Source organism: Micromonospora sp. NBRC 101691 (genome assembly GCF_030269285.1).
In the GTDB taxonomy this organism is placed as follows: domain Bacteria; phylum Actinomycetota; class Actinomycetes; order Mycobacteriales; family Micromonosporaceae; genus Micromonospora; species Micromonospora echinospora.
In genome coordinates, this window is sequence record NZ_BSTB01000020.1 from 96,091 (window position 1) to 116,215 (window position 20,125).

Here is a 20,125-nt window from a genome sequence, read left to right on the forward strand (position 1 = left end):
TGCGCGTGCCGTCCGTCGGCTGGGTCCGCCGTCCGCTGATCCCTCGCGCGACGCCAGTCTAGGCGCATGTGAGCGGTAATCAGAGGTGCACCCCTGGAACGTGATCGTTGGACGTAACGAAACGGACCTGATCAACCGCTATGATCCCCCGCCGCGAAGGGCGGGGGAGCGCCCCGCCGGGCGTCGGTCGTAGGGTCACCGACGTGTTGAGCGAACCCTTCCTGACCACCCGGTCCGAGGACGGCCGGGACGTCCCGCTGCTGTACTGGCGCGCCGACCGGCCGCTGTACGGGGTCAGTTCCGCCCCGCTCGGCGGGGGAGTCGGGGTCCGGCACTGGGTGGTCAACGCGACCGTGCCGATGTCGTACCACCGGGACGACCCGGCGGAGCACCTCGCCGGCCTGGCCGACCGGCTCGGCCTCGACGGACCCGGGGTCGGCCTGCTGACCGGCGTGGACGTCACCGAGGTGGTGGCCCGCGCCGACGACGGGGTACGGGTCTGGGCGACGGTCGGGCTGGGCACCCCGGTCCAGGCCGCCGCCCCGGCGACCCCGGCCGCCGTGGAGCCGGTCGGCACGGTCAACATCGTCGTCCTGCTGCCCGTCCGGCTCGGCGATGCCGCGCTGGTCAACGCCGTGGCGACCGCGACCGAGGCGAAGACCCAGGCGATCGTCGAACTGGGGCTGCGGGCCACCGGCACCCCGACCGACGCGGTGACCGTGCTCTGCCCGACGGACGGCCCGGTCGACCCGTACGGCGGGCCCCGTTCGCGGTGGGGTGCCCCGCTCGCCCGCGCGGTGCACGCGGCCGTCCTGGCCGGCGGCGCGCACGAGGTGGTGCCGTGGTCGGATCGGCTGCGCCTGGCGGAGGCCACCGGATAGGTGCCTTTCAACCGATCGGCCGTCCCCGGAAGCGCTGCCGACCGGTAGGGTCGCGGACGATGTACGCCGTCGCCTTCCGAGACGCCCGCCGCTCCCGCTCCCGCCGCCGCCCGGCGGCCGCGCTGGGGGTGCTCCTCGCCCTGCTGGTCGCCACCGGATGCGGTCCGGCCGCCGAGAGCCCGGCGTGGCAGCCCGCCGACGATCCGACCGCCGCCCCCGCCCCGGCGAGCCCGAGCGCTCCCCCGGCCGAGGAGGAGAAGGTCGTCTCGCTCTCCGCCACCGGAGACATCATCATCGGCAACGCGCCGAACCGGCTGCCCCCCAACGGCGGCAAGGGCTTCTTCGACGGGGTCAAGACCGCGCTCGAGGCCGACCTGGTGATGGGCAACCTGGAGGAGCCGCTCACGGTCGACACCGGTGCCGGCAAGTGCGGGGCGAACTCCACCCGCTGCTTCCAGTTCCGGGCCCCGCCGGAGTACGCCGCCCACCTCAAGGACGCCGGGTTCCACCTGCTGAACCAGGCGAACAACCACGGGTACGACTACGGCCCGGCCGGCTACAAGAACACCCAGAAGGCGCTGGAGGAGCACGGCCTGGAGCACACCGGCGCGCCCGACCAGATCACCGTGGTCGACGTCAAGGGCGTCAAGGTCGCCGTCGCCGGCTTCTCGTCGTACGTCTGGTCGAACAGCCTGGTCGACATCGACGCCGCCAAGCAGGTGATCGAGAAGGCGGCGACCATGGCCGACCTGGTCGTCGTGCAGGTGCACATGGGCGCCGAGGGGTCGGAGAAGACCCGGGTCAAGCCCGGAACCGAGATGTTCCTCGGCGAGAACCGGGGCGACCCGGTCAAGTTCTCCCGGGCGATGATCGACGCCGGCGCGGACCTGATCGTCGGGCACGGCCCGCACGTGCTCCGGGCCATGGAGTTCTACCAGGGTCGGCTGATCGCCTACAGCCTCGGCAACTTCGCCGGGGGCGGCAACTCGCTGAGCAACAACGGCCGGCTCGGCTGGGGTGGCGTGCTCAAGGTGTCGCTCAAGGCGGACGGCACCTTCGTCGAGGGCTCGTTCGCCTCGACGTACATGAACAGCATCGGCAAGCCGGTCACGGATCCGGACGACCGGGGCCTCGGCCTGCTCAAGACGCTCACCAAGCAGGACTTCCCGAAGACCGGTGCCACGTTCGCCACCGACGGGGCGATCTCGGCCCCGGACGCCGGGTAGGCAGGACCGGTCCGTCCGCCCGGCGACGTAGGCTGGCCGGCGTGACCACCAGCTCTCCCAGCGTGGCGGAGACCGACCTGGGCCGTAAGCGGCGGGCCCGGCGGATCGGCCGCGCGCTCACCGACGCCCACCCCGACGCGCACTGCGAACTCGACCACTCGAACGCGCTCGAACTCGCCGTGGCGACGATCCTCTCCGCCCAGTGCACGGACAAGCGGGTCAACGAGGTCACCCCGAAGCTCTTCGCCCGGTATCCGGGCGCGGCGGACTACGCCGGCGCCGACCGGACCGAGCTGGAGGAGCTGATCCGGCCGACCGGCTTCTTCCGGAACAAGACCGACTCGCTGATCCGGCTGGGCCAGGCTCTCGTCGAACGGTACGACGGGCAGGTCCCCGGCCGACTGGCCGACCTGGTGACCCTGCCCGGGATCGGCCGCAAGACCGCCAACGTCATCCTCGGCAACGCCTTCGGCGTTCCCGGGATCACCGTCGACACGCACTTCCAGCGGCTGGTGCACCGCTGGCGGCTGACCGCCGAGACCGACCCGGTCAAGATCGAGCACGCGGTCGGGGCGCTCTTCGAGAAGCGCGACTGGACCATGCTGTCGCACCGGGTGATCTTCCACGGGCGGCGGGTCTGTCACGCCCGCAAGCCCGCCTGCGGCGCCTGCACGCTGACGAAGCTCTGCCCGTCGTACGGGACCGGGCCGACCGAGCCGGCCGCCGCCGCGAAGCTGCTCAAGGGTCCCCGGGCCCGGGACCTGGCGGTCGCCGCCGGGCTCGACCCCGAGCTGGTCCCCGCCCAGGCCGTCGCCGTGGAGGTGCCGTGAACCGACGGATGGCCGCAGCTCTCCTCGCTCCGCTGCTGGCGGTCGCCGGCTGCACGACCGGGGAGCCCGACCGGGACGCCGCGCCGTCGGCCGCGGCGGAGAACTCGCCGTTCGCCGACTGCGCCGCGCTGACCGCAGCCCCGTCGGCTCCGCCCGCGTCACCCGGACCGTCGGTCCGACCGTCCGAAACCGGCGCCGCGCCCGCAGGTTCGCCGGACCCGGCGACCGGCACGCCGGGGGCGGGCCGGGACCTGCCCGACCTCAGCTTCGCGTGCTTCACCGGCGGCACCGAGGTCTCCCTCCGGGCGGTACGCGGACCAGCGGTGATCAACCTGTGGGCCTCCTGGTGCGCGCCGTGCCGGAAGGAACTCCCCGCGTTCCAGCGCCTGCACGAGCGGATGGCCGGGCAGGTGCACGTGATCGGGGTGAACACCCGCGACGACCGGCCCCGGGCGGTCTCGATCGGTGCGGACTTCGGCGTGACCTTCCCGACCCTGGTCGACACCGACCAGCGGTTGCAGCGCGCACTGGCGCCGAACGTCCTGCCGATCACCCTCCTGGTCGACGGGCAGGGTCGGGTCCGGCACCAGGACGTCTCCGGCGCGATCGACGACGCCCGCCTCGCCGACCTGGTCCGCCGTCACCTCGGCCTGGACGTACCGGCATGACCCGTCCGCTGCCCGCGTGGATGGACCCGCTGCTCGCCCGGCTCGGCACGGCCCGCTCCGAGGACTTCACCCCGCTGCACACCCCGACCAGCGGCGGCCGGCAGAGCGCCGTGCTGGTGCTGCTCGGCGAGGAACCGGAGGTCGGGCCGGACGTCCTCGTCCTGCAACGGGCCGCCACCCTGCGCAACCACGCCGGTCAGCCGGCCTTCCCCGGCGGGGCCGCCGACCCGGAGGACGCCGACGCCACCGCGACCGCGCTGCGCGAGGCGAACGAGGAGGTCGGTCTCGACCCGGCCACCGTCACCGTCCTGGCCGAGCTGCCGAAACTCTGGATCCCGGTCAGCGACTTCGTGGTCACTCCGGTCCTCGGCTGGTGGCACCGGCCGCACCCGGTGCACCCCCGGGAACCGGCCGAGGTCGCGCACGTCGCCCGGCTCCCGGTCGCCGAGCTGGTCGACCCGGAGAACCGGATGCGGGTACGCCATCCGAGCGGCTGGACCGGGCCGGCCTTCTCCGCGCGCGGCATGCTGGTCTGGGGGTTCACCGCAGGCGTGCTCGCCACCCTGCTGGAGATGGGCGGCTGGGCCCGGCCCTGGCACCGGGACCGGATCGTCGACCTGCCACCGACGGACGCCACCCCGGCCCCCTCCGCCGGCACCGACTCCGCAGACGAGATGGCCGACCGCTGACGGCGGTGGTCGGCTTCCGCGACGAGCGTCGTTGCCGCTGTCCGGTGCCCGTACGCTGGACGGGTGTCCGCCGTTGATCTCGTCCTGCTGCTGCTCATGCTCGTGTTCGCGATCAGCGGATATCGCCAGGGGTTCGTCATCGGGGCGCTCTCCTTCACCGGCTTCTTCCTCGGGGCGCTGCTCGGCCTCCAGGTCGGCCCCCTGCTGGCGGAGCGGCTCGCCGACAGCGCCACCCGGGTGATCGTCGCGCTGGTCGCGGTCTTCGGACTGGCGGTGCTCGGCCAGACCCTCGCCGGCTGGATCGGCTCGCACCTGCGGCACGCGATCACCAGTCGGGTCGGCCGCCGTGCCGACGACATCGGTGGGGCGTTCGTCTCGCTCTTCGCGGTGGTCCTGGTGGCCTGGCTCGTCGCCGTCCCGCTCGGGTCGTCGTCGTTCCCCTGGCTGGCCTCCTCGGTCCGGAACAGCGCCCTGCTCACCGTGGTCGACCGGGTGATGCCGGACCAGGCCCAGCAACTTTCCACCGCGTTGCGGGACACCGTGGACACCAACGGCTTCCCGGACGTCTTCGGTGACCTGGCGCCCACCCGGGCCCGACAGGTGTCGCCCCCCGATCCGGCGCTCGCCGGCTCCCAGGTGGTCGCCAACGGCCAGCGTTCGGTGGTCAAGGTCCGTGGCCACGCGCCGAGTTGCAGCCGCCGGATCGAGGGCTCCGGTTTCATCTACGCCGACGACCGGGTGATGACCAACGCACACGTGGTCGCCGGCACCCGTGACGTCTCGGTGGAACAGAACGGCGAGCGGTACGACGGCCGCGTGGTGGTCTACGACCCCGACCGGGACCTGGCCGTGATCCACGTACCGGACCTGCCCGGTCCGGCCATGCGGTTCGCCGCCGATCAGGCGGCCAGCGGGGCGGACGCGATCGTCCTCGGCTTTCCGCTGGACGGGCCGTACGACGCGCAGTCGGCCCGGGTGCGGGACGTCGACCGGATCACCGGTCCGGACATCTACTCCTCGGGGGACGTCACCCGGGAGGTCTACACGATCCGCGCACTGGTGCGCAGCGGCAACTCCGGCGGCCCACTGGTCGCGCCGAACGGCCTGGTGCTCGGGGTGATCTTCGCGGCGGCGGCGGACGACCCGAACACCGGGTTCGCGGTCACCGCCGAGGAGGCCCGCCCGGTGGCCCTGGCCGGCGCGGAACGGACCCGCGCGGTCGACACCGGCGACTGCACCTGAACCGGCCCGCCGCGCCACCCGGGCCGGGGGAGGGACGGCGTCCATCCCTCCCCGGCACCGGGTCACTCGGGTGGGTCAGCCCAGGAACTTGTCCAGGGCGGCCTCGATGGCGCCGGTGTCCGGCGAGGCGTACGCCTTCATCGTGGCCTTGTTGTAGGTGACGAAGGACGGGCAGCGCACGGCCGGCGCGTTGATGGTGCCGCCGTCGCCGATCTTCTGCGCGGTCTTCGCGGCGTAGAAGGTGAGGGTGTACCGGGAGGACACGTAGTCGACCGTGATGATCTTGTCGTCACTGTCCTTGAGCTGGCACTTGCGGCCCGTACCCTCGCTGCCGTCCTGGTACTTCAGGCAGCCCACGACGCTGACCTTCTCGAACTCGTCGCTCTTGGCGTAGTACGACTTGCCGTAGCCGGTCGAGCGGAGCGAGTAGTTCTCCGGCCGGGAGGGCGAGTTGTAGAAGGTGTACGCCTTGGACCCGGCCGGCGCGGAGTAGGCCGCCGCGTTGAGGACCGGGTTGCCCGCGCAGACCGCGTCGAAGTCGCTGGAGTACCGGGCGGTCACCGCGTTGTTGTTGTTCGGCACGTCGTCCTGGCTCTCGCTGGGCGACGGGGCGGCGCTCGGGTTGGTGTCCCCGCCCGGAGCCGTGGAGGTGGCGATCGGCGGCGGGGTGGGGTCGTCGTCGTCGCCGTTCGCGACGATGACGCCGACCCCGACGCCGCAGAGCGCCAGCAGCGCCACCGTCGCGGCACCGACACCGAGGCCGATCATCAGGCCCCGGTTCTTCTTCGGCGGCTGCACCGGGGCGGCGTACTGCGGCGGCGCGTAACCGGGCTGCTGCTGGTAGCCGGGCTGGCCGTACCCGTACGGGTCCGGCTGCCCGGAGATCGGCTGACCGGGCGGCGGCCCCCACGGCTGCCCGGAGACCGGCTGGCCCGGAGGCGGTCCCCACGGCTGCCCGGCGTTCGGATCGGACGGTCCTCCGTACGGAGGGTGACTGTCGCTCATCTTTGGCCCTTATCGCTGTCGGCGGTGCGCTGGCACCCGAATCACTGTCACGATAAACAGCGATGCAAATTGCCTGCTCACCGGCATCTCCTGATTTCGGGGAGCCGAAAGGCAGGCTTAGCGACCGTTAAGTAGAAAGTGGGCCGAACGACTTCGCTGGTGGCTCAGGGTCATGATCACGTTACCCGATATCTGCCCCGCGGTGACTCAGCGACGCTCCGGACGACGGAAGCGGCGGGCCACCAGGGCCGTGCCGGTGACCAGAATGACACCGAGGACCACACCACCCCACAGACGTGCCGGTCCCGCCGCCTCGCCGTCGCCGGCCGCGCGGGCCGTCCATCCGTCACCCTGCGTGCCGGTGAGACCGAGCCGGTCGGCGTCGGTCCCGGACGTCTCGGCCATGCCCGGGGCCCGACCGAAACCCACCTCGCCCGGCGAGGAGTGGTCGTCGAGCGGGTTGCGGGGCACCGCGCCGACGTCCCCGGTGAGCGCGGCGACCGGGTCGAGCCGGCCGAATCCGAACCGGTCGTCCCGGCCGGCAGGGCCGATGTCCCGGGCGGTGGCGATCAGCCGGTTCACCACGTCACCGGCGGACATCTGCGGCCATCGGGCACGTAGCAGCGCGGCGGTGGCGGTCACCAGCGGTGCGGCGAAACTCGTCCCCTGCACCCGCCAGTAGCCGCCCGGCCGGGCACCCACCAGCCCGGTCGCCGGGGCGGTCAGCACGGTCTCCGGGCCGCTGATGGAGCCGGACCAGAGGTTGTCGCTGTCGCGCTCCAGGCCGGCCACCGCGATCACTCCGGGCTCCCGCGCCGGATACCAGACCCGGGAGCCGGAGGAGACCGCCACGTTGCCGGTGCAGGCGACCACCACCACGTCCCGCGCGAAGGCGTAGTCCAGCGCCGCCGCCAGGGCCGCGCTGTCCCCGCCCCCGCCCAACGACAGGTTGATCACCCGGGCCCCGTTGTCGACCGCCCACCGGACTCCCTTGGCCACGACCAGCGCGTCGTCGTAGCGGTTCTCCTCGTCGAGCACCCGGACCGGCAGGATCTTCGCGTCCGGGGCGAGGCCGACCACCCCGCGGCGGTCGTCCCGCCGGCCGGCGATCAGGCCCGCGACCGTGGTCCCGTGCCCCACCGGGTCCGGCTCGACCGTCCCGTCGGGAGCGACCAGGTCGAGACCGGGAAGCACCTGGCCCACGAGGTCCGGGTGGGTGGCGTCCACGCCGGAATCGATCACCGCGACGGTCACCCCGCGCCCGGTGGACGTCCGCCAGGCGGTCTCCGCGTCGAGCGCGTCGAGCTGCCACTGGTCGTCGCGCACCTGGTCGGCGCGGGCGGGAGCGTGGACCGGGTCGACGGCGACCGGTCCGGGGCGCAGCGGCGTCCCGACGGTCGCGAGCTGCCGGGCCGGAGCGGCGTACGCGACCGACGCGACGGGCGCGGTCCGCGAGGGTGGGGCGGCGTGCGCGGGTGCCACGGAGACCACGGCGAGCGGCACGGCCGTCGCGGCCACGGCGAGCAACGCACGGCGGGCGGGCCTCCGGGGCCCGGTCACGCGTCTCTGCCGCACCGCAGTCACAGCCTCAGCCCATTCGTCGCGCCGGACACATGATGCTCGGAGGTTACCCGTTCTCCGGTCCACTCCGGCTCCTCTTCGCCGTAATCAACCGCCTCGGATGGTCACATCGGAGGGAGGTACGCGAGCTGCACGAGCCGGACGCCCTCCCGCCGGGTCACCAGCCGGCCCCGCCCGGGCGGCAGCGGGCCGGGCCGGACCGGCCCGACCAGCGCACCCTCCTCCGGGCTGCCGGTCATCACCAGACCGGCCGTGGAGAGCTCCCGCAGCCGCTGGACGATCGGCTCGTACTGGGCCCGGCCCGCGCCACCCGACCGCCGCACCAGCACCAGGTGCAGCCCCACGTCCCGGGCCTGCGGTAGGTGCTCCTCCAACGCGCGCAGCGGGTTCGCCGGGCCGGTGGCGACCAGGTCGTAGTCGTCGACCAGGACGAACAGCTCCGGCCCGGACCACCAGGACCGGTCCCGCAACTGCGCGGCGGTGACCTCGGGGCCGGGCATCCGGCGCTGCATGTAGCCGGCGACCGACTCGATCAGTTCGGCGGTGCCGGCCGCCGCGGTGCCGTAGCCGATCAGGTGGTCGGTCCCGATCGCGCCGAGCAGACTGCGCCGGTAGTCGACCAGGATCACCCGGGCCTGCTCCGGGGTGAACCGTCGGGTGATCGACGTGGCCAGTGCGCGCAGGAACGACGACTTGCCGCACTCCGCGTCCCCGAAGACCACGAAGTGGGGTTCGGCGGCGAAGTCGAGCACCACCGGACACAGGTCCGCCTCGGCGATGCCGACCGGCAGCCGCAGCCCGGTCGACCGGGACAGGTCCAGCTCCGCATAGGACAACACCGGCGGGAGCAGCCGTACCGCCGGGGCGGCCGGGCCCGTCCAGGCCCCGGCGACCGCCTTCACCAGGTCATTGGTGTCCCCACCGGGGGTGGCCAGCCGGGGTACCGCGCCGAGGAAGTGCAGCCGTTCCGCCGTGATGCCCCGCCCCGGGCTGTTCTCCGGCACGTTCGCCGCGGCCTGCCGGGCGACGCCCGAGTCGGACGGGTCGCCGAGACGCAGTTCCAACCGGGACCCGAACAGGTCCCGGATCGCCGGCCGGAAGTCCAGCCAGCGCAGCGCGGTCGCCACCACGTGTACGCCGTACGCCAGACCCCGGCCGGCCAGGTCGGTGACCGGCCCCTCCAGGTCGTCGTACTCGCCGCGCAGGGTGGCCCAGCCGTCCACCACGAGGAAGACGTCGCCGAACGGGTCCGTCACCGGCTGTCCGGCGGCGGCCAGCGCCGCCCGTCGCTGCCGGTACGCGGCCATCGACTCCACGCCCAGCTCGGCGAAGCGCTGCTCCCGCTCGGCCAGCAGGGCGGCGACCTCCCCGACGGTACGGCGCACCGAGGTCGGGTCGGCCCGCCCGGCGACCCCGCCGACGTGCGGCAGGTCGCGGAGCGGGCCCAGTCCGCCGCCACCGAAGTCCAGGCAGTACACCTGCACCTCGTGCGGGGTGTGGGTGAGCGCGAGCGCGCAGATCAGCGTGCGCAGCAGGCCGGACTTGCCGCTCTGTGGCGCGCCGACCACGGCGACGTGCCCGGTCGCGCCGTCCAGGGCCAGCCAGAGCAGGTCACGCCGCTGGTCGTACGGCCGGTCGACCAGGGCCACCGGCACCTGGAGCGCGCCGTGCAGCTCCGGGTTGCCGAAGGTCAGGCCACGGGCCGGGTCGACGCCGACCGGGCCGAGCAGGTCGTCCAGGGTCGGCGGGGACTCCAGCGGGGGCAACCACACCTGGTGGGCCGGGGGCCCCTGGCCGGCGATCCGCCCGACCAGCACGTCCAGCAGGGTCTCGCCCCCGCGCTCCTCCTCGGCCGGCCGGGGTGCCGGAACGGGCTCCGGCACCGGCACGAGGTGGGTGGAGAAGGCGAGCAGCCGGGCCGTGCCGGCGCTGTCGACACCCGCGCCGACGCCGTGGCGGCGGGCCGCCCCGGAGACGTACGCGGCCCGGAACCGGACCAGCGGTTCGGTGCCGAAGCGGAGGTATCCGTGACCGGGGGAGCGGGGCAGCTCGTGCGCGTCCGGCACGCCGAGCACCGTCCGGGACTCCAGCGCGGAGAAGGTCCGCAACCCGATCCGGTACGACAGGTGGGTGTCCAGCCCACGCAGCCGGCCCTCCTCCAGCCGCTGCGAGGCGAGCAGCAGGTGCACCCCGAGGGATCGGCCCAGCCGGCCGATCTGCACGAACAGGTCGATGAAGTCCGGCTTGTGGAACAGCAGCTCGGAGAACTCGTCGCAGATCACCAGCAGGGACGGCAGCGGCGCGAGCGGCGTGCCCGCCGCCCGGGCCCGTTCGTAGTCACGCAGGCTGGCGTAGTTGCCGGCCCGGCGCAGCAGCTCCTGGCGGCGGGTCAGTTCCCCGTTGAGCGCGTCGGCCATCCGGTCCACCAGCGGGAGCGCGTCCTCCAGGTTGGTGATCACGGCGGCGGTGTGCGGCAGCCGGTCGAACGAGGCGAAGGTGGCCCCGCCCTTGAAGTCGATCAGGACGAAGTTGAGCACCTCCGAGCTGTGCGTGGCGGCCAGCCCCAGCACCAGCGTGCGCAGCAGCTCCGACTTGCCGGAGCCGGTGGCCCCGATCAGCAGCCCGTGCGGACCCATGCCGTCCTGTGCGGACTCCTTCAGGTCCAGCTCGATCGCGCCGCCGTCGGTGCCGACGCCGATCGGCACCCGCAGCCGGTCGCGCGGGGCCCGGGGCGTCCAGCCCTGCTCGACCGAGAAGTTCTCCGGGTCGCCGAGGCCGAGCAACTCGGGCAGGCCCGGTTCGGTGCGGTGCGGCGTGTCGGACCCGGTGACCGTGGTCGCCAGCCGCAGCGGGGCGAGTCGCCGGGCCACCGCCTCGGCGTCGGTGATCGGGAGTTGGTCGGCGGCGCCCACCTCGGCGTGCGTGTCGGCCGCGTACGAGTGCAGCCGGCCGTCGCGTACCTCCAGCACCAGGGTGGTCCGGTCGAGCAGGCGTGGCGGCGGCGTGTCCAGGTCGACCACGGTGACCGCGTCGATGCCGCCGTCGGAGGTGAGATGGGTGGCACCGGTCAGGTCGGCCCCGTCCAGCACCACCACCACGTGCGGCCCGTGCGTGGCCGGCCCGGCCGGGTTGAACCGCGGGCGGCTGCCCAGCACCTCGCCGAGGAGCTGTTCCAGGTCGGCCGCCGCGCTGGTGACCAGGCGGACCGGGCCGAGCGCGTCACTCCGCCCCGGGTGGTGGGCGTGCGGCAGCCACTTGACCCACTCCCAGACGCTCCGCCGTTCCGGGCCGGCGCAGACCGCGACGAGCAGCTCGTCCGGGGCGTGGAAGACGGCGAGCTGGGTCAGCATCGTCCGGGCCAGTGCCTGCGCCGACGGCGAGCCGGTCGTCCGGACCGTCGGGTCACCGACGTCACCGCGTAGGTGGACCCGGGCGAAGCTGCGCAGCGAGAGGGCCACCGGCAGGTCCGGCACCACCGAGTAGGCGTCGAGAAACCGGCGGAGCGCGCCGGCGGTCATCGGTTCCAGCTCCTCCAGCGGCCGGGTGGTCGGTGGCACCAGCGGGGTGGCCAGGGTCTGCGGCCCGAGCGCGACCCGGACGACGGCGAAGTCCGGGTCGGTGGGGCGGCGTTCCCACACCCGGTGGCTGTCGACGGTGGACCAGAGCCGGGTCGGGTCGGGGTGCCGGTAGAACAGGCCGGCGCGCTGCCGGCCGGCGTTCCGGCGGACCTGGCGGCGCAGCACGGAGAGGTGGCGCAGGTACTCCCGCCGGGCGGCCATCATCTCGGACTTCTTCGGTGCGCCGGCGGCACTGCCCCAGGAGGTGACCAGCATGGCCAGCGAGGAGAGCCCGAACATGCCACCGACCACGTACGAGTACGCGCCGCCGCCCCGGCCGAACATCATCGCCATGGCCACCGTCCCGCCGAGCATCGGCAGGAGCATCAGCAACTGCTGCCACCGGCCACCGGTGACCTCGGGGATCTCCGGGGGCGCCTCGACCGGGAGTTCGCCGACCGGGATCTCCGGAGCCGGGCGTCGCGGCGGTCGCTTGATGACGACAGTGGACACTCACCCTCCCCGGTGCGCTCGGTAACCCGAGCCTGGCTCATGGTAGGTAAAGTGCTGCCGTCCGCGCACGCCGCCTGACAGGGAGTGAGACGTCGATGTCAGCCGGGCTCGCCCGCGTCACGATCAGCGCCCCGCAGCGGCGGTTGGACGTGGCGCTGCCGGAGCAGTTGCCGCTCGCCGAACTCCTCCCCGAGGTGCTCCGGCACGCCGGTGAGGGGCTCGCCGACGACGGCGAACGGCACGGTGGCTGGGTGCTGCGCCGCACCGACGGCGCCGTGCTGGCGACCGGTCAGGCCCTGCACGCCCAGGGCGTCCGCGACGGCGAGGTGCTGCACCTCGTCCCGGCCCGCACGCACTGGCCCGAACTCGAGTACGACGACGTGGTGGAGGTCATCGCCGAGGGGGCGCGTCGCCGGGGCGTCGCCTGGTCACCGGCCGCCACCCGGGCCGCCGCGCTGGCCGGGGCCGCCGTGCCGCTAGCCGTCGGACTGGTCGCGCTCACCGCCGGCGGTCCCGGCCACCCGGCGGACTGGCTGGTCGCGGCGGCGGTGGCCGTCCTGCTCGCGATGGCCGGCGGCGTCGCTTCCCGGGCGTACGGGGACGGCCCGGCCGGCGCCACCCTGGGCGGATACGCCCTGCCGTACGCCTTCGCCGCCGGCGCGCTGCTGGTCAGCTCCGGTGATCCGGTGTCCCCGGTCGGCCCGCTGCGCTGGCTCGGCGCGCCCGAACTGCTGGCCGGCTCGGTCACCCTGCTCCTCGTGGCGGTGCTCGGCCTGTTCGGCGTCGCCGCCCGGCTACGGGTCTTCGTCGCCGGAGCGACGGTCGGGCTGCTCGGCGCGGCCACCGCCCTGCTCGGACTCGTCCTCACCCCCGCCGGTGCCGCCGCGGTCCTGCTCAGTGCCCTGGTCTTCGTGGTCGGCATGCTGCCCCTGCTCGCCATCCGCCTCGGCAAGGTGCCGCTGCCCCCGATCACGCTGCCGGCCGCCACCGACAGCGGGTACGGCCCCGGCGTCCGCGACCTGCCGGACACCGGTCGGGTGCACGCGGCGGTGGCCCGCACCGAGGAGACGCTGACCGGGATGCTGCTCGGGCACGCGGTGCTGGCGGTGGCCGCCGCGCTCGTGCTCACCGCGACCGGAGGGCTCGCCGGCCGGATCCTGGTCGCCGTGGCCGCGGCGGTGCTGCTGCTGCGGGCGCGCCTCTTCGTGGCGCTGCGGCAGCGGGTGCCGACCCTGTCCGCCGGACTGGCGGCCCTCGCCGTGCTGGGCGTCGCCCTGGTCGACCAGGCCGGCCCGGTGGCCCTGCTCGGGCTGGTCGTCGCCGGACTGGTGCTCGCCCTGCTCACCGTTACGGCCGGCGCCACGTACTCGCGGCGTCCGGTCTCGCCGTACCTCGGTCGGGCCGCCGACCTGGCCGACACGCTGCTGGTGGTCGCGGTGGTCCCGGTGGCCTGCGCGGTGCTCGACCTGTACGACCGGGCCCGGGGGCTGCTCGGCTGAGCGACCCCCGGGCCCGGTGCGGAAACTGTCGGGTTACCGTCAGTGCGTGGCCTCGCCGCGCGCCACGGCCTCCTGGTGCCGCCGGTACGACGCCCGGATCTCCGCCTCGGCCTCGGTGCGCCCCACCCAGGTCGCGCCCTCGACCGACTTCCCCGGCTCCAGGTCCTTGTACACCTCGAAGAAGTGCTGGATCTCCAGCCGGTCGAACTCGCCCAGGTGGTGGATGTCGCGCAGGTGCTCCTGGCGCGGGTCCTCGTAGGGCACGCAGAGGACCTTGTCGTCGCCGCCCTTCTCGTCGGTCATCCGGAACATGCCGATGGTGCGGCAGCGGATCAGGCAGCCCGGGAAGGTGGGCTCGGGCACGAGCACCAGGGCGTCCAGCGGGTCGCCGTCCTCACCCAGGGTGCCCTCGATGAAGCCGTAGTCGGCCGGGTACTGGGTGGACGTGAAGAGCGTGCGGTCCAGCCTGATCCGGCCGGTCGCGTGGTCCACCTCGTATTTGTTGCGGTGACCCTTGGGGATCTCAACCGTGACGTCGAAATCCATCTCACGCTCCCTACGTTTGCCGACGCTGGCTAACGAACAGCGACACCCCCGGACGGGGCGATGCGCACCCGCCGGCGTCGGACGCCGCATAGTCTTCGGACCGAAGTAGTGTCGCCCAAGCCGTTTTTCGTGGGGGAGGAGGGGGCTGTGGGGAGGGAAGACTCACACTACCGCGTGGGGGGTGACCATGCTCCGGGTCGCCCGGAGCGGGCCACCGGGCGGGTGGTGGTACCCGGGGCGCACGGTCCCGCGCCGGGGTCGCCCGCCCCGACCGGCACCCATCCCCGACCGGAGGCCCCCGGCACCGGGCAGCCGCCGCCCCCGATCTACCGGCCGCCGGCCCGGCCCGCCGACACCACCCCGAACCCCGGCATCGCCTTCCCGGTGTCCCCCGCAGCGCCGGCCGGGACCGGAGCCACGCCGCCCGGACCCGTTCCGCCGCCGGTGACCGGGGGGAACCCGCCGCCGGACGGTGGCGGGACGACCCCGCGTCGGCGGCGCACCCTGGTGACGGTGCTGGCGACCGTCCTGCTGCTGGTCGTCGCCGGGGTCGGACTGGTCGTGGCCCGGCCCGGCCCGGTGGCCGGCTGGCTCGGCGGCGACGCCGAACCGACGGTGGACGCCCGGGCGCCGGAGGTCGCCCCGGTTCCCGTGCTGGCGCTGCCGGCCGGCACCGCCCCCGTGCCGACCGTGGAGGGGATGCGGGCCGCGCTCGACCCGCTGGTCGGCGCGACGGCGCTGGGCGGCCGGGTCAACGTGTCGGTCACCGACGTCGTGACCGGCCAGGAACTCTACGGCCGGGGCCCGGACGACGGCACCGTGCCCGCCTCGGTCACCAAGCTGGTCACCGGCGTGACCGTACTGGCCGCACGCGGCCCCGCGTACCGGATCGGCACCCGGGCCGTGGCCGGTACGGCGCCCGGCGAGGTGGTGATCGTCGGCGGCGGTGACCCGACACTGGCCATCGACGCCAACGGCTTCTATCCCGGCGCGGCCCGTCTGGACCTCCTCGCCGAGCAGGTGAAACAGGCCCTCGGCGGGACTCCCCCCAGCAAGGTGACGGTCGACTCGACGCTCTTCCCCGGCCCCGTGCACGAGCCGGGCTGGGACGCCGACATCCCCACCGGGGGGTACGGCAGCGCCATCACCGCGCTGATGACCGACGGGGCACGCCGCGACCCGGACGCCGGACCGAAGGGCGCCGAGCGCTACCGGGACCCCGACCTCGCCGCGGCACGGGCGTTCGCGAGGCTCCTCGGCGTGCCGGCCGGGACGGAGGTCGAGCGGGGGAAGGCCCCGACCGGTGGCGGCGAGGCCGCGCCCGCCGGGACGCCCGCTCCCGGCACCGAGCTGGGCAAGGTCGAGTCACCCCCGATGATCCGGCTGGTCGACATCATGATCACGGACAGCGACAACGTGGTCGCCGAGGCGCTGGCCCGCCAGGTCGCGCTCGCCCGCGACCAGCCGGCGTCGTTCGTCGGGGCGGCCACCGCGATGGACCAGGTGGCGACCGAGCTCGGGCTCCCCGCCGACGAGCTCGCGCTGGCCGACGGCAGCGGGCTTTCGCGTACCAACCGGATCAGTCCGTCCCTGCTCACCGACCTGATCGCGCTGGCCGGCAACGGCACCCGGCCCGAGCTGGCCGGGATCTTCGGTGGCCTGCCGGTCGGCGGCTGGTCCGGCACCCTCGACGACCGGTTCGGCACGGACGCCACCCGCGCCGGTGCCGGCGTGGTGCGGGCCAAGACCGGGACGTTGACCGGGGTGCACGCGATTGCCGGACTGGTCACCACCGCCGAGGGCCGCCTGCTCAGCTTCGCGATCCTCACCGACCGCACCCCGCCGAACACCCCGGACGCCACCCGGCTGGCGCTCGACCGGATGGGAGCGGCACTGGCCGGCTGCGGCTGCCGCTGACCCCGGCGGGCCGGGCCGGGCCGGGCCAGTGGGCCTGGCCCGGCCGCCGGCGGCGCGAGCCCGGGTGGGGGTGTACCGGCGCGGGTACGGTGGGGTGCATGGCGCAGTTCGTGGACTGGGATCTGGCCGCCGCCACCGCGGGGGCACTGGGCAAGTCGGGGCCCCGGGTCTCGTACGCAGAGGCGACCGAAGTGGTGGGCGACCTGCGGCGGCTGACCGACGAGGCGGCCGAGCACGTGGCCGAGTACACCGGCCTGCGCGCGCAGGTCGCGCACCCGCCGGTGCGGGTGGTGGACCGTCGGGACTGGGCGGCCACCAACATCGCCGGGCTGCGCGAGGTGATCACCCCGCTGGTCAGCCGGCTCTCCGGCGACAAGCAGCCGGGCGCGCTCACCGAGGCGATCGGCTCCCGGCTCACCGGGGTGCAGGCCGGAACCGTGCTGGCCTACCTCTCCGGCCGGGTGCTCGGTCAGTACGAGGTCTTCTCGGCCGACCCGGGCCAACTGCTCCTGGTCGCCCCGAACATCGTGGAGGTCGAGCGGAAGCTGGAGGCCGACCCGCGCGACTTCCGCCTCTGGGTCTGCCTGCACGAGGTGACCCACCGGACCCAGTTCACCGCCGTGCCGTGGATGCGGGCCTACTTCCTCGGTGAGGTGCAGGCCTTCGTCGACGCGTCACAGGGCGGCGAACACCTGCTGGAGCGACTGCGGCGCGGGGTCGCCACCCTCTCCGACGCGATCAAGGACCCGGAGAGCCGGGCCAGTGTGCTGGACATCGTCCAGACGCCGGCCCAGCGGGCGGTGCTCGACCGGTTGACGGCGCTGATGACCCTGCTCGAAGGGCACGCCGAGTTCGTCATGGACGGCGTCGGCCCGGAGGTCATCCCGAGCGTGGAGCGGATCCGGGCCGGGTTCAACCGGCGCCGGGAGGCGGGCAACCCGCTGGAGAAGGCGATCCGCCGGCTGCTCGGGGTGGAGGTCAAGATGCGCCAGTACGCCGAGGGGCGCAAGTTCGTGCACGGCGTGGTGGAACGGGTCGGCATGCCCGGCTTCAACCGGATCTTCAGCTCCCCGTTGACCCTGCCCCGGCTGGAGGAGTTGGGCGACCCGGACGCCTGGGTGGCCCGCGTGCACGGTCCGGCCGGGCCGCTGCCGACGGCCGGCTGACCGTAGGGCCGTGGCCGCGCTCGCGCCGGCGGTAGCCGCGATCCGGGTCGCCGTCCGCCGGGCACTGGTCGGGTTGCCGACCGCCGGTCCGGTCCTGGTGGCCTGTTCGGGGGGTGCCGACTCGCTCGCCCTCGCCGCGGCCACCGCCTTCGTCGCGCCCCGGCTGGGCCGCCCGGCCGGGCTGGTCACCGTCGACCACGGCCTCCAGGCCGGCTCCGAAGAGCGGGCCGCCGCCGTGGCCCGGTGGGCGGAGGAGACCGGGTTCGCCCCGGTGGAAGCCGTCCGGGTACGTGTCGCGGGCCGGCCCGGCGGTCCGGAAGGCGCTGCGCGCGAGGCCCGCTACCAGGCGCTGGCCGAGTCCGCCCGGCGGTACGGCGCGAGCGCCCTGCTCACCGGCCACACCCGGGACGACCAGGCGGAGACGGTGCTGCTCGCCCTGGCCCGGGGCTCCGGGCCGCGTGGCCTGGCCGGGATGCCACCACGCCGGGACCTGTCCGGGGTGCCGTTGCTGCGCCCGTTCCTCGACGTGAGCCGGGAGCAGACCCGTCGGGCGTGCGCGGTGCTCGGGTTCACGCCGTGGGAGGACCCACACAACGTCGACCCGTCGTACGCCCGCGCCCGGGTCCGCGCCGACGTGCTGCCGGCGCTGGTCGCGGCGTTGGGTCCGGCGGTGCTGGACAACCTCGCCCGGACGGCCCGACTGGTGGCCGCCGACACCACGGCCCTCGACGACCTCGCCGCCGCCGCGCTGGCCGAGGCCCGGGTGCCGACCGACGGCCGGGCGGCCGGGGAGCGCCGGGTTCCCGGTGGGTTGGTCGTGACGGTGCTGGCCGGGCTCGCGCCCGCGCTGCGTACCCGGGTGCTGCACGCCTGGGCCCGCGAACTGGGCGCTCCGGCGGCGGCGCTGTCGCACCGGCACGTCGCCGCGCTCGACGCGCTGGTCACCGACTGGCGCGGTCAGGGCGCGGTGTACCTGCCCGGCGCGCTGCGGGTCACCCGCCACGACGGTCGTCTCGTGCCCGTCTGATGCTGAGGTGGTTGCAGGGGTCCCCTTCTACCTCGTTTTGATGAGGAGGGGACCCCTGCAACCACTTCACCCACGGCTAACACCCGGCGTGACCCCTGGCCGGTCCACCCGTGCGGTAGACATGGCGGATGTCGCACCCCCGACCGCCCCTCTTCGCCCCGCACGGCGCCGTCGCGACCAGCCAACCGCTCGCCGCCGCGGCCGGGCTGGCCGTGCTGCGGCGCGGCGGCAACGCCGTCGACGCCGCGCTGGCCACCGCGATCACCCTCACCGTGGTCCAGCCGGGCTCCAACGACATCGGCGGTGACCTGTTCGCCATCGTCTGGGACGGCGAACGGCTGCACGGTCTGAACGCCTCCGGCCGTTCCCCGGCCGCCCTGACCCGGGACGTGGTCCTCGCCGCGACCGGCGGCCGGGGCACCGACCCGGTGGCCGCCCTCGGCGGAGCCCAAGCGCACGGCCCGGCGATGCCCGCCCGGGGTTGGTTGCCGGTGACCGTGCCCGGTGCCCCCGCCGGTTGGCGGGACCTGCACGACCGGTTCGGCTCGCTGCCGTTCGCCGATCTCTGCACCGACGCGATCGGGTACGCCGAGCACGGCTACCCGGTCTCCACCAGCGTGGCGGCCGGCTGGGCCCGGGCCGCCGCCCTGCACGAGGGGCTGGTCGGCCCGGAGTTCGCCGAGTGGCCCCGGGTGTTCACGGTCGACGGGCGGCCACCCCGGGCCGGGCAGCGGTGGCGCAACCCGGACGCGGCCCGGACGCTCCGCCGGATCGCCGCCACCGGCGCGGCGGACTTCTACCGGGGCGGGATCGCCGAGGCGCTGGCCGCGCACGCCGCCCGTACCGGTGGCCTGCTCACCGCCGACGATCTGGCCGCGCACCGGTCGGAGTGGGTGGACCCGGTGTCCGCCCGCTACCGGGGGCACGAGGTGTGGGAGCTGCCGCCGAACGGGCAGGGGATCGCCGCGCTGCTCGCCCTGAACGTCCTCGACGGGGTGGACCTCGCGGCGCTCCCGCTGGCCGAGCGGCTGCACTGGCAGATCGAGGCGGTGAAGCTCGGCTTCGCGGACGCGCACGCGTACGTGGCCGACCCGGAGCACGCGGCGGTGCCGACGGCGGCCCTGCTCGACCCGGCGTACGCGGCGACCCGGCGGGCCCTGGTCGGCGGCCGGGCCGCGACACCGGTCGCCGGGAACCCGGAGCGGGGCGGCACGGTGTACCTCTGCGCGGCCGACTCCGCCGGTCGGATGGTGAGCCTGATCCAGTCCACCTACCTGGGCTTCGGATCGCACGTGGTGCTGCCGGGCCACGGCTTCGGGCTGCAGAACCGGGGCACCGGCTTCCGCCTCGACCCGGCCAACCCGAACGTGGTCGGGCCGTCGCGGCGGCCGTTCCACACGATCATCCCCGGTTTCCTGACCCGGGACGGCGCACCGGTGGGGCCGTTCGGGGTGATGGGCGGGCACATGCAGCCGCAGGGGCACGTCCAGCTGGTCTCGGCCACCCTGGACGCCGGCCTGGACCCGCAGGCCGCCCTCGGCGTGCCGCGCTGGTACTGGCACGCCGGTCGGTCGGTGCTGGTCGAGCCGGAACTGACAGCGACCGCCGAGGGCCGGGCGGCGGTGGAGGCGTTGCGCGGGCGCGGCCACGAGATCGCCGTCGCCGGGGAGCCGGGCGTCTTCGGGTACGGCCAGGCGATCTGGCGGCACGGCGACGGCGGGTACGTGGTCGGCTCGGAGCCCCGGGTGGACGGCGCGGCGATGGGCTGGTGAACGCTT

Annotated in this window: 15 protein-coding genes; 11 read left to right on the top strand and 4 right to left on the bottom strand. The window is 74.6% G+C overall.

Translation table 11 applies throughout. From position 1 onward, the window contains the following. Positions 1–203 precede the first annotated feature (203 nt). From QSK20_RS25805 to QSK20_RS25830, 6 genes are all read left to right on the top strand, one after another. On the top strand, positions 204–881 hold the full coding sequence (locus tag QSK20_RS25805) for an adenosylcobinamide amidohydrolase (RefSeq protein WP_285791196.1): 678 nt from the start codon (positions 204–206) through the stop codon (positions 879–881). A 59-nt stretch (positions 882–940) separates the two neighbouring features. Continuing rightward, on the top strand, positions 941–2,107 hold the full coding sequence (locus QSK20_RS25810; protein ID WP_285791197.1) for a CapA family protein: 1,167 nt from the start codon (positions 941–943) through the stop codon (positions 2,105–2,107). Between the two features lie 41 nt (positions 2,108–2,148). Further along, on the top strand, positions 2,149–2,937 hold the full coding sequence (nth, locus tag QSK20_RS25815; protein WP_285791198.1) for an endonuclease III: 789 nt from the start codon (positions 2,149–2,151) through the stop codon (positions 2,935–2,937). Next, complete coding sequence (locus QSK20_RS25820; protein WP_285791199.1) at positions 2,934–3,605, top strand: TlpA family protein disulfide reductase; 672 nt, start codon at positions 2,934–2,936, stop codon at positions 3,603–3,605. Before nth ends, QSK20_RS25820 begins: the two co-directional genes overlap by 4 nt. Continuing rightward, entirely contained in the window at positions 3,602–4,294 is a 693-nt protein-coding gene (locus QSK20_RS25825; protein ID WP_285791200.1) for an NUDIX hydrolase, read from the top strand. Before QSK20_RS25820 ends, QSK20_RS25825 begins: the two co-directional genes overlap by 4 nt. Positions 4,295–4,357: 63 nt before the next feature. Further along, a complete protein-coding gene (locus tag QSK20_RS25830) occupies positions 4,358–5,536 on the top strand; it encodes a MarP family serine protease (protein WP_285791201.1) in 1,179 nt (392 codons plus the stop codon). Between the two features lie 75 nt (positions 5,537–5,611). On the opposite strand, the gene QSK20_RS25835 is transcribed toward QSK20_RS25830, so the two are convergent. The 3 genes from QSK20_RS25835 to eccCa form a co-directional block, all read right to left on the bottom strand. Then, entirely contained in the window at positions 5,612–6,541 is a 930-nt protein-coding gene (locus QSK20_RS25835; protein WP_285791202.1) for a hypothetical protein, read from the bottom strand. A gap of 207 nt (positions 6,542–6,748) precedes the next feature. Beyond that, positions 6,749–8,125: a type VII secretion-associated serine protease mycosin gene (gene mycP, locus QSK20_RS25840; protein ID WP_502889023.1), complete on the bottom strand. Its 1,377-nt coding sequence runs from the start codon at positions 8,123–8,125 to the stop codon at positions 6,749–6,751. Between the two features lie 101 nt (positions 8,126–8,226). Further along, complete coding sequence (gene eccCa / locus QSK20_RS25845; protein WP_285791204.1) at positions 8,227–12,192, bottom strand: type VII secretion protein EccCa; 3,966 nt, start codon at positions 12,190–12,192, stop codon at positions 8,227–8,229. 95 nt (positions 12,193–12,287) lie between these two features. Between eccCa and eccD the strand changes: the two genes are divergently transcribed. Continuing rightward, positions 12,288–13,691 (top strand): type VII secretion integral membrane protein EccD, encoded by a 1,404-nt coding sequence (eccD, locus tag QSK20_RS25850; protein WP_285791205.1) that lies wholly within the window; start codon positions 12,288–12,290, stop codon positions 13,689–13,691. Positions 13,692–13,730: 39 nt separating this feature from the next. Here the strand turns inward: eccD and QSK20_RS25855 are convergent, their stop codons facing one another. Beyond that, complete coding sequence (locus QSK20_RS25855) at positions 13,731–14,237, bottom strand: inorganic diphosphatase (protein ID WP_088981731.1); 507 nt, start codon at positions 14,235–14,237, stop codon at positions 13,731–13,733. Positions 14,238–14,681: 444 nt separating this feature from the next. On the opposite strand from QSK20_RS25855, the gene dacB reads away from it, so the two are divergent. The 4 genes from dacB to QSK20_RS25875 all read left to right on the top strand — a co-directional run bounded on the left by dacB (position 14,682) and on the right by QSK20_RS25875 (position 20,119). Further along, positions 14,682–16,154: a D-alanyl-D-alanine carboxypeptidase/D-alanyl-D-alanine endopeptidase gene (dacB, locus tag QSK20_RS25860; protein WP_502889028.1), complete on the top strand. Its 1,473-nt coding sequence runs from the start codon at positions 14,682–14,684 to the stop codon at positions 16,152–16,154. A gap of 98 nt (positions 16,155–16,252) precedes the next feature. Continuing rightward, positions 16,253–17,320 carry an Rv3626c family coenzyme F420 biosynthesis-associated protein gene (locus QSK20_RS25865; protein ID WP_285791206.1) on the top strand — a complete coding sequence of 356 codons (1,068 nt, stop codon included), beginning with the start codon at positions 16,253–16,255 and terminating at the stop codon, positions 17,318–17,320. Between the two features lie 10 nt (positions 17,321–17,330). After that, entirely contained in the window at positions 17,331–18,347 is a 1,017-nt protein-coding gene (gene tilS, locus QSK20_RS25870; protein WP_285791207.1) for a tRNA lysidine(34) synthetase TilS, read from the top strand. 128 nt (positions 18,348–18,475) lie between these two features. Next, the gene (locus tag QSK20_RS25875; RefSeq protein ID WP_285791208.1) at positions 18,476–20,119 is read left to right on the top strand and encodes a gamma-glutamyltransferase family protein; all 1,644 of its coding nucleotides are present in this window, start codon (positions 18,476–18,478) and stop codon (positions 20,117–20,119) included. Positions 20,120–20,125: the final 6 nt, after the last annotated feature.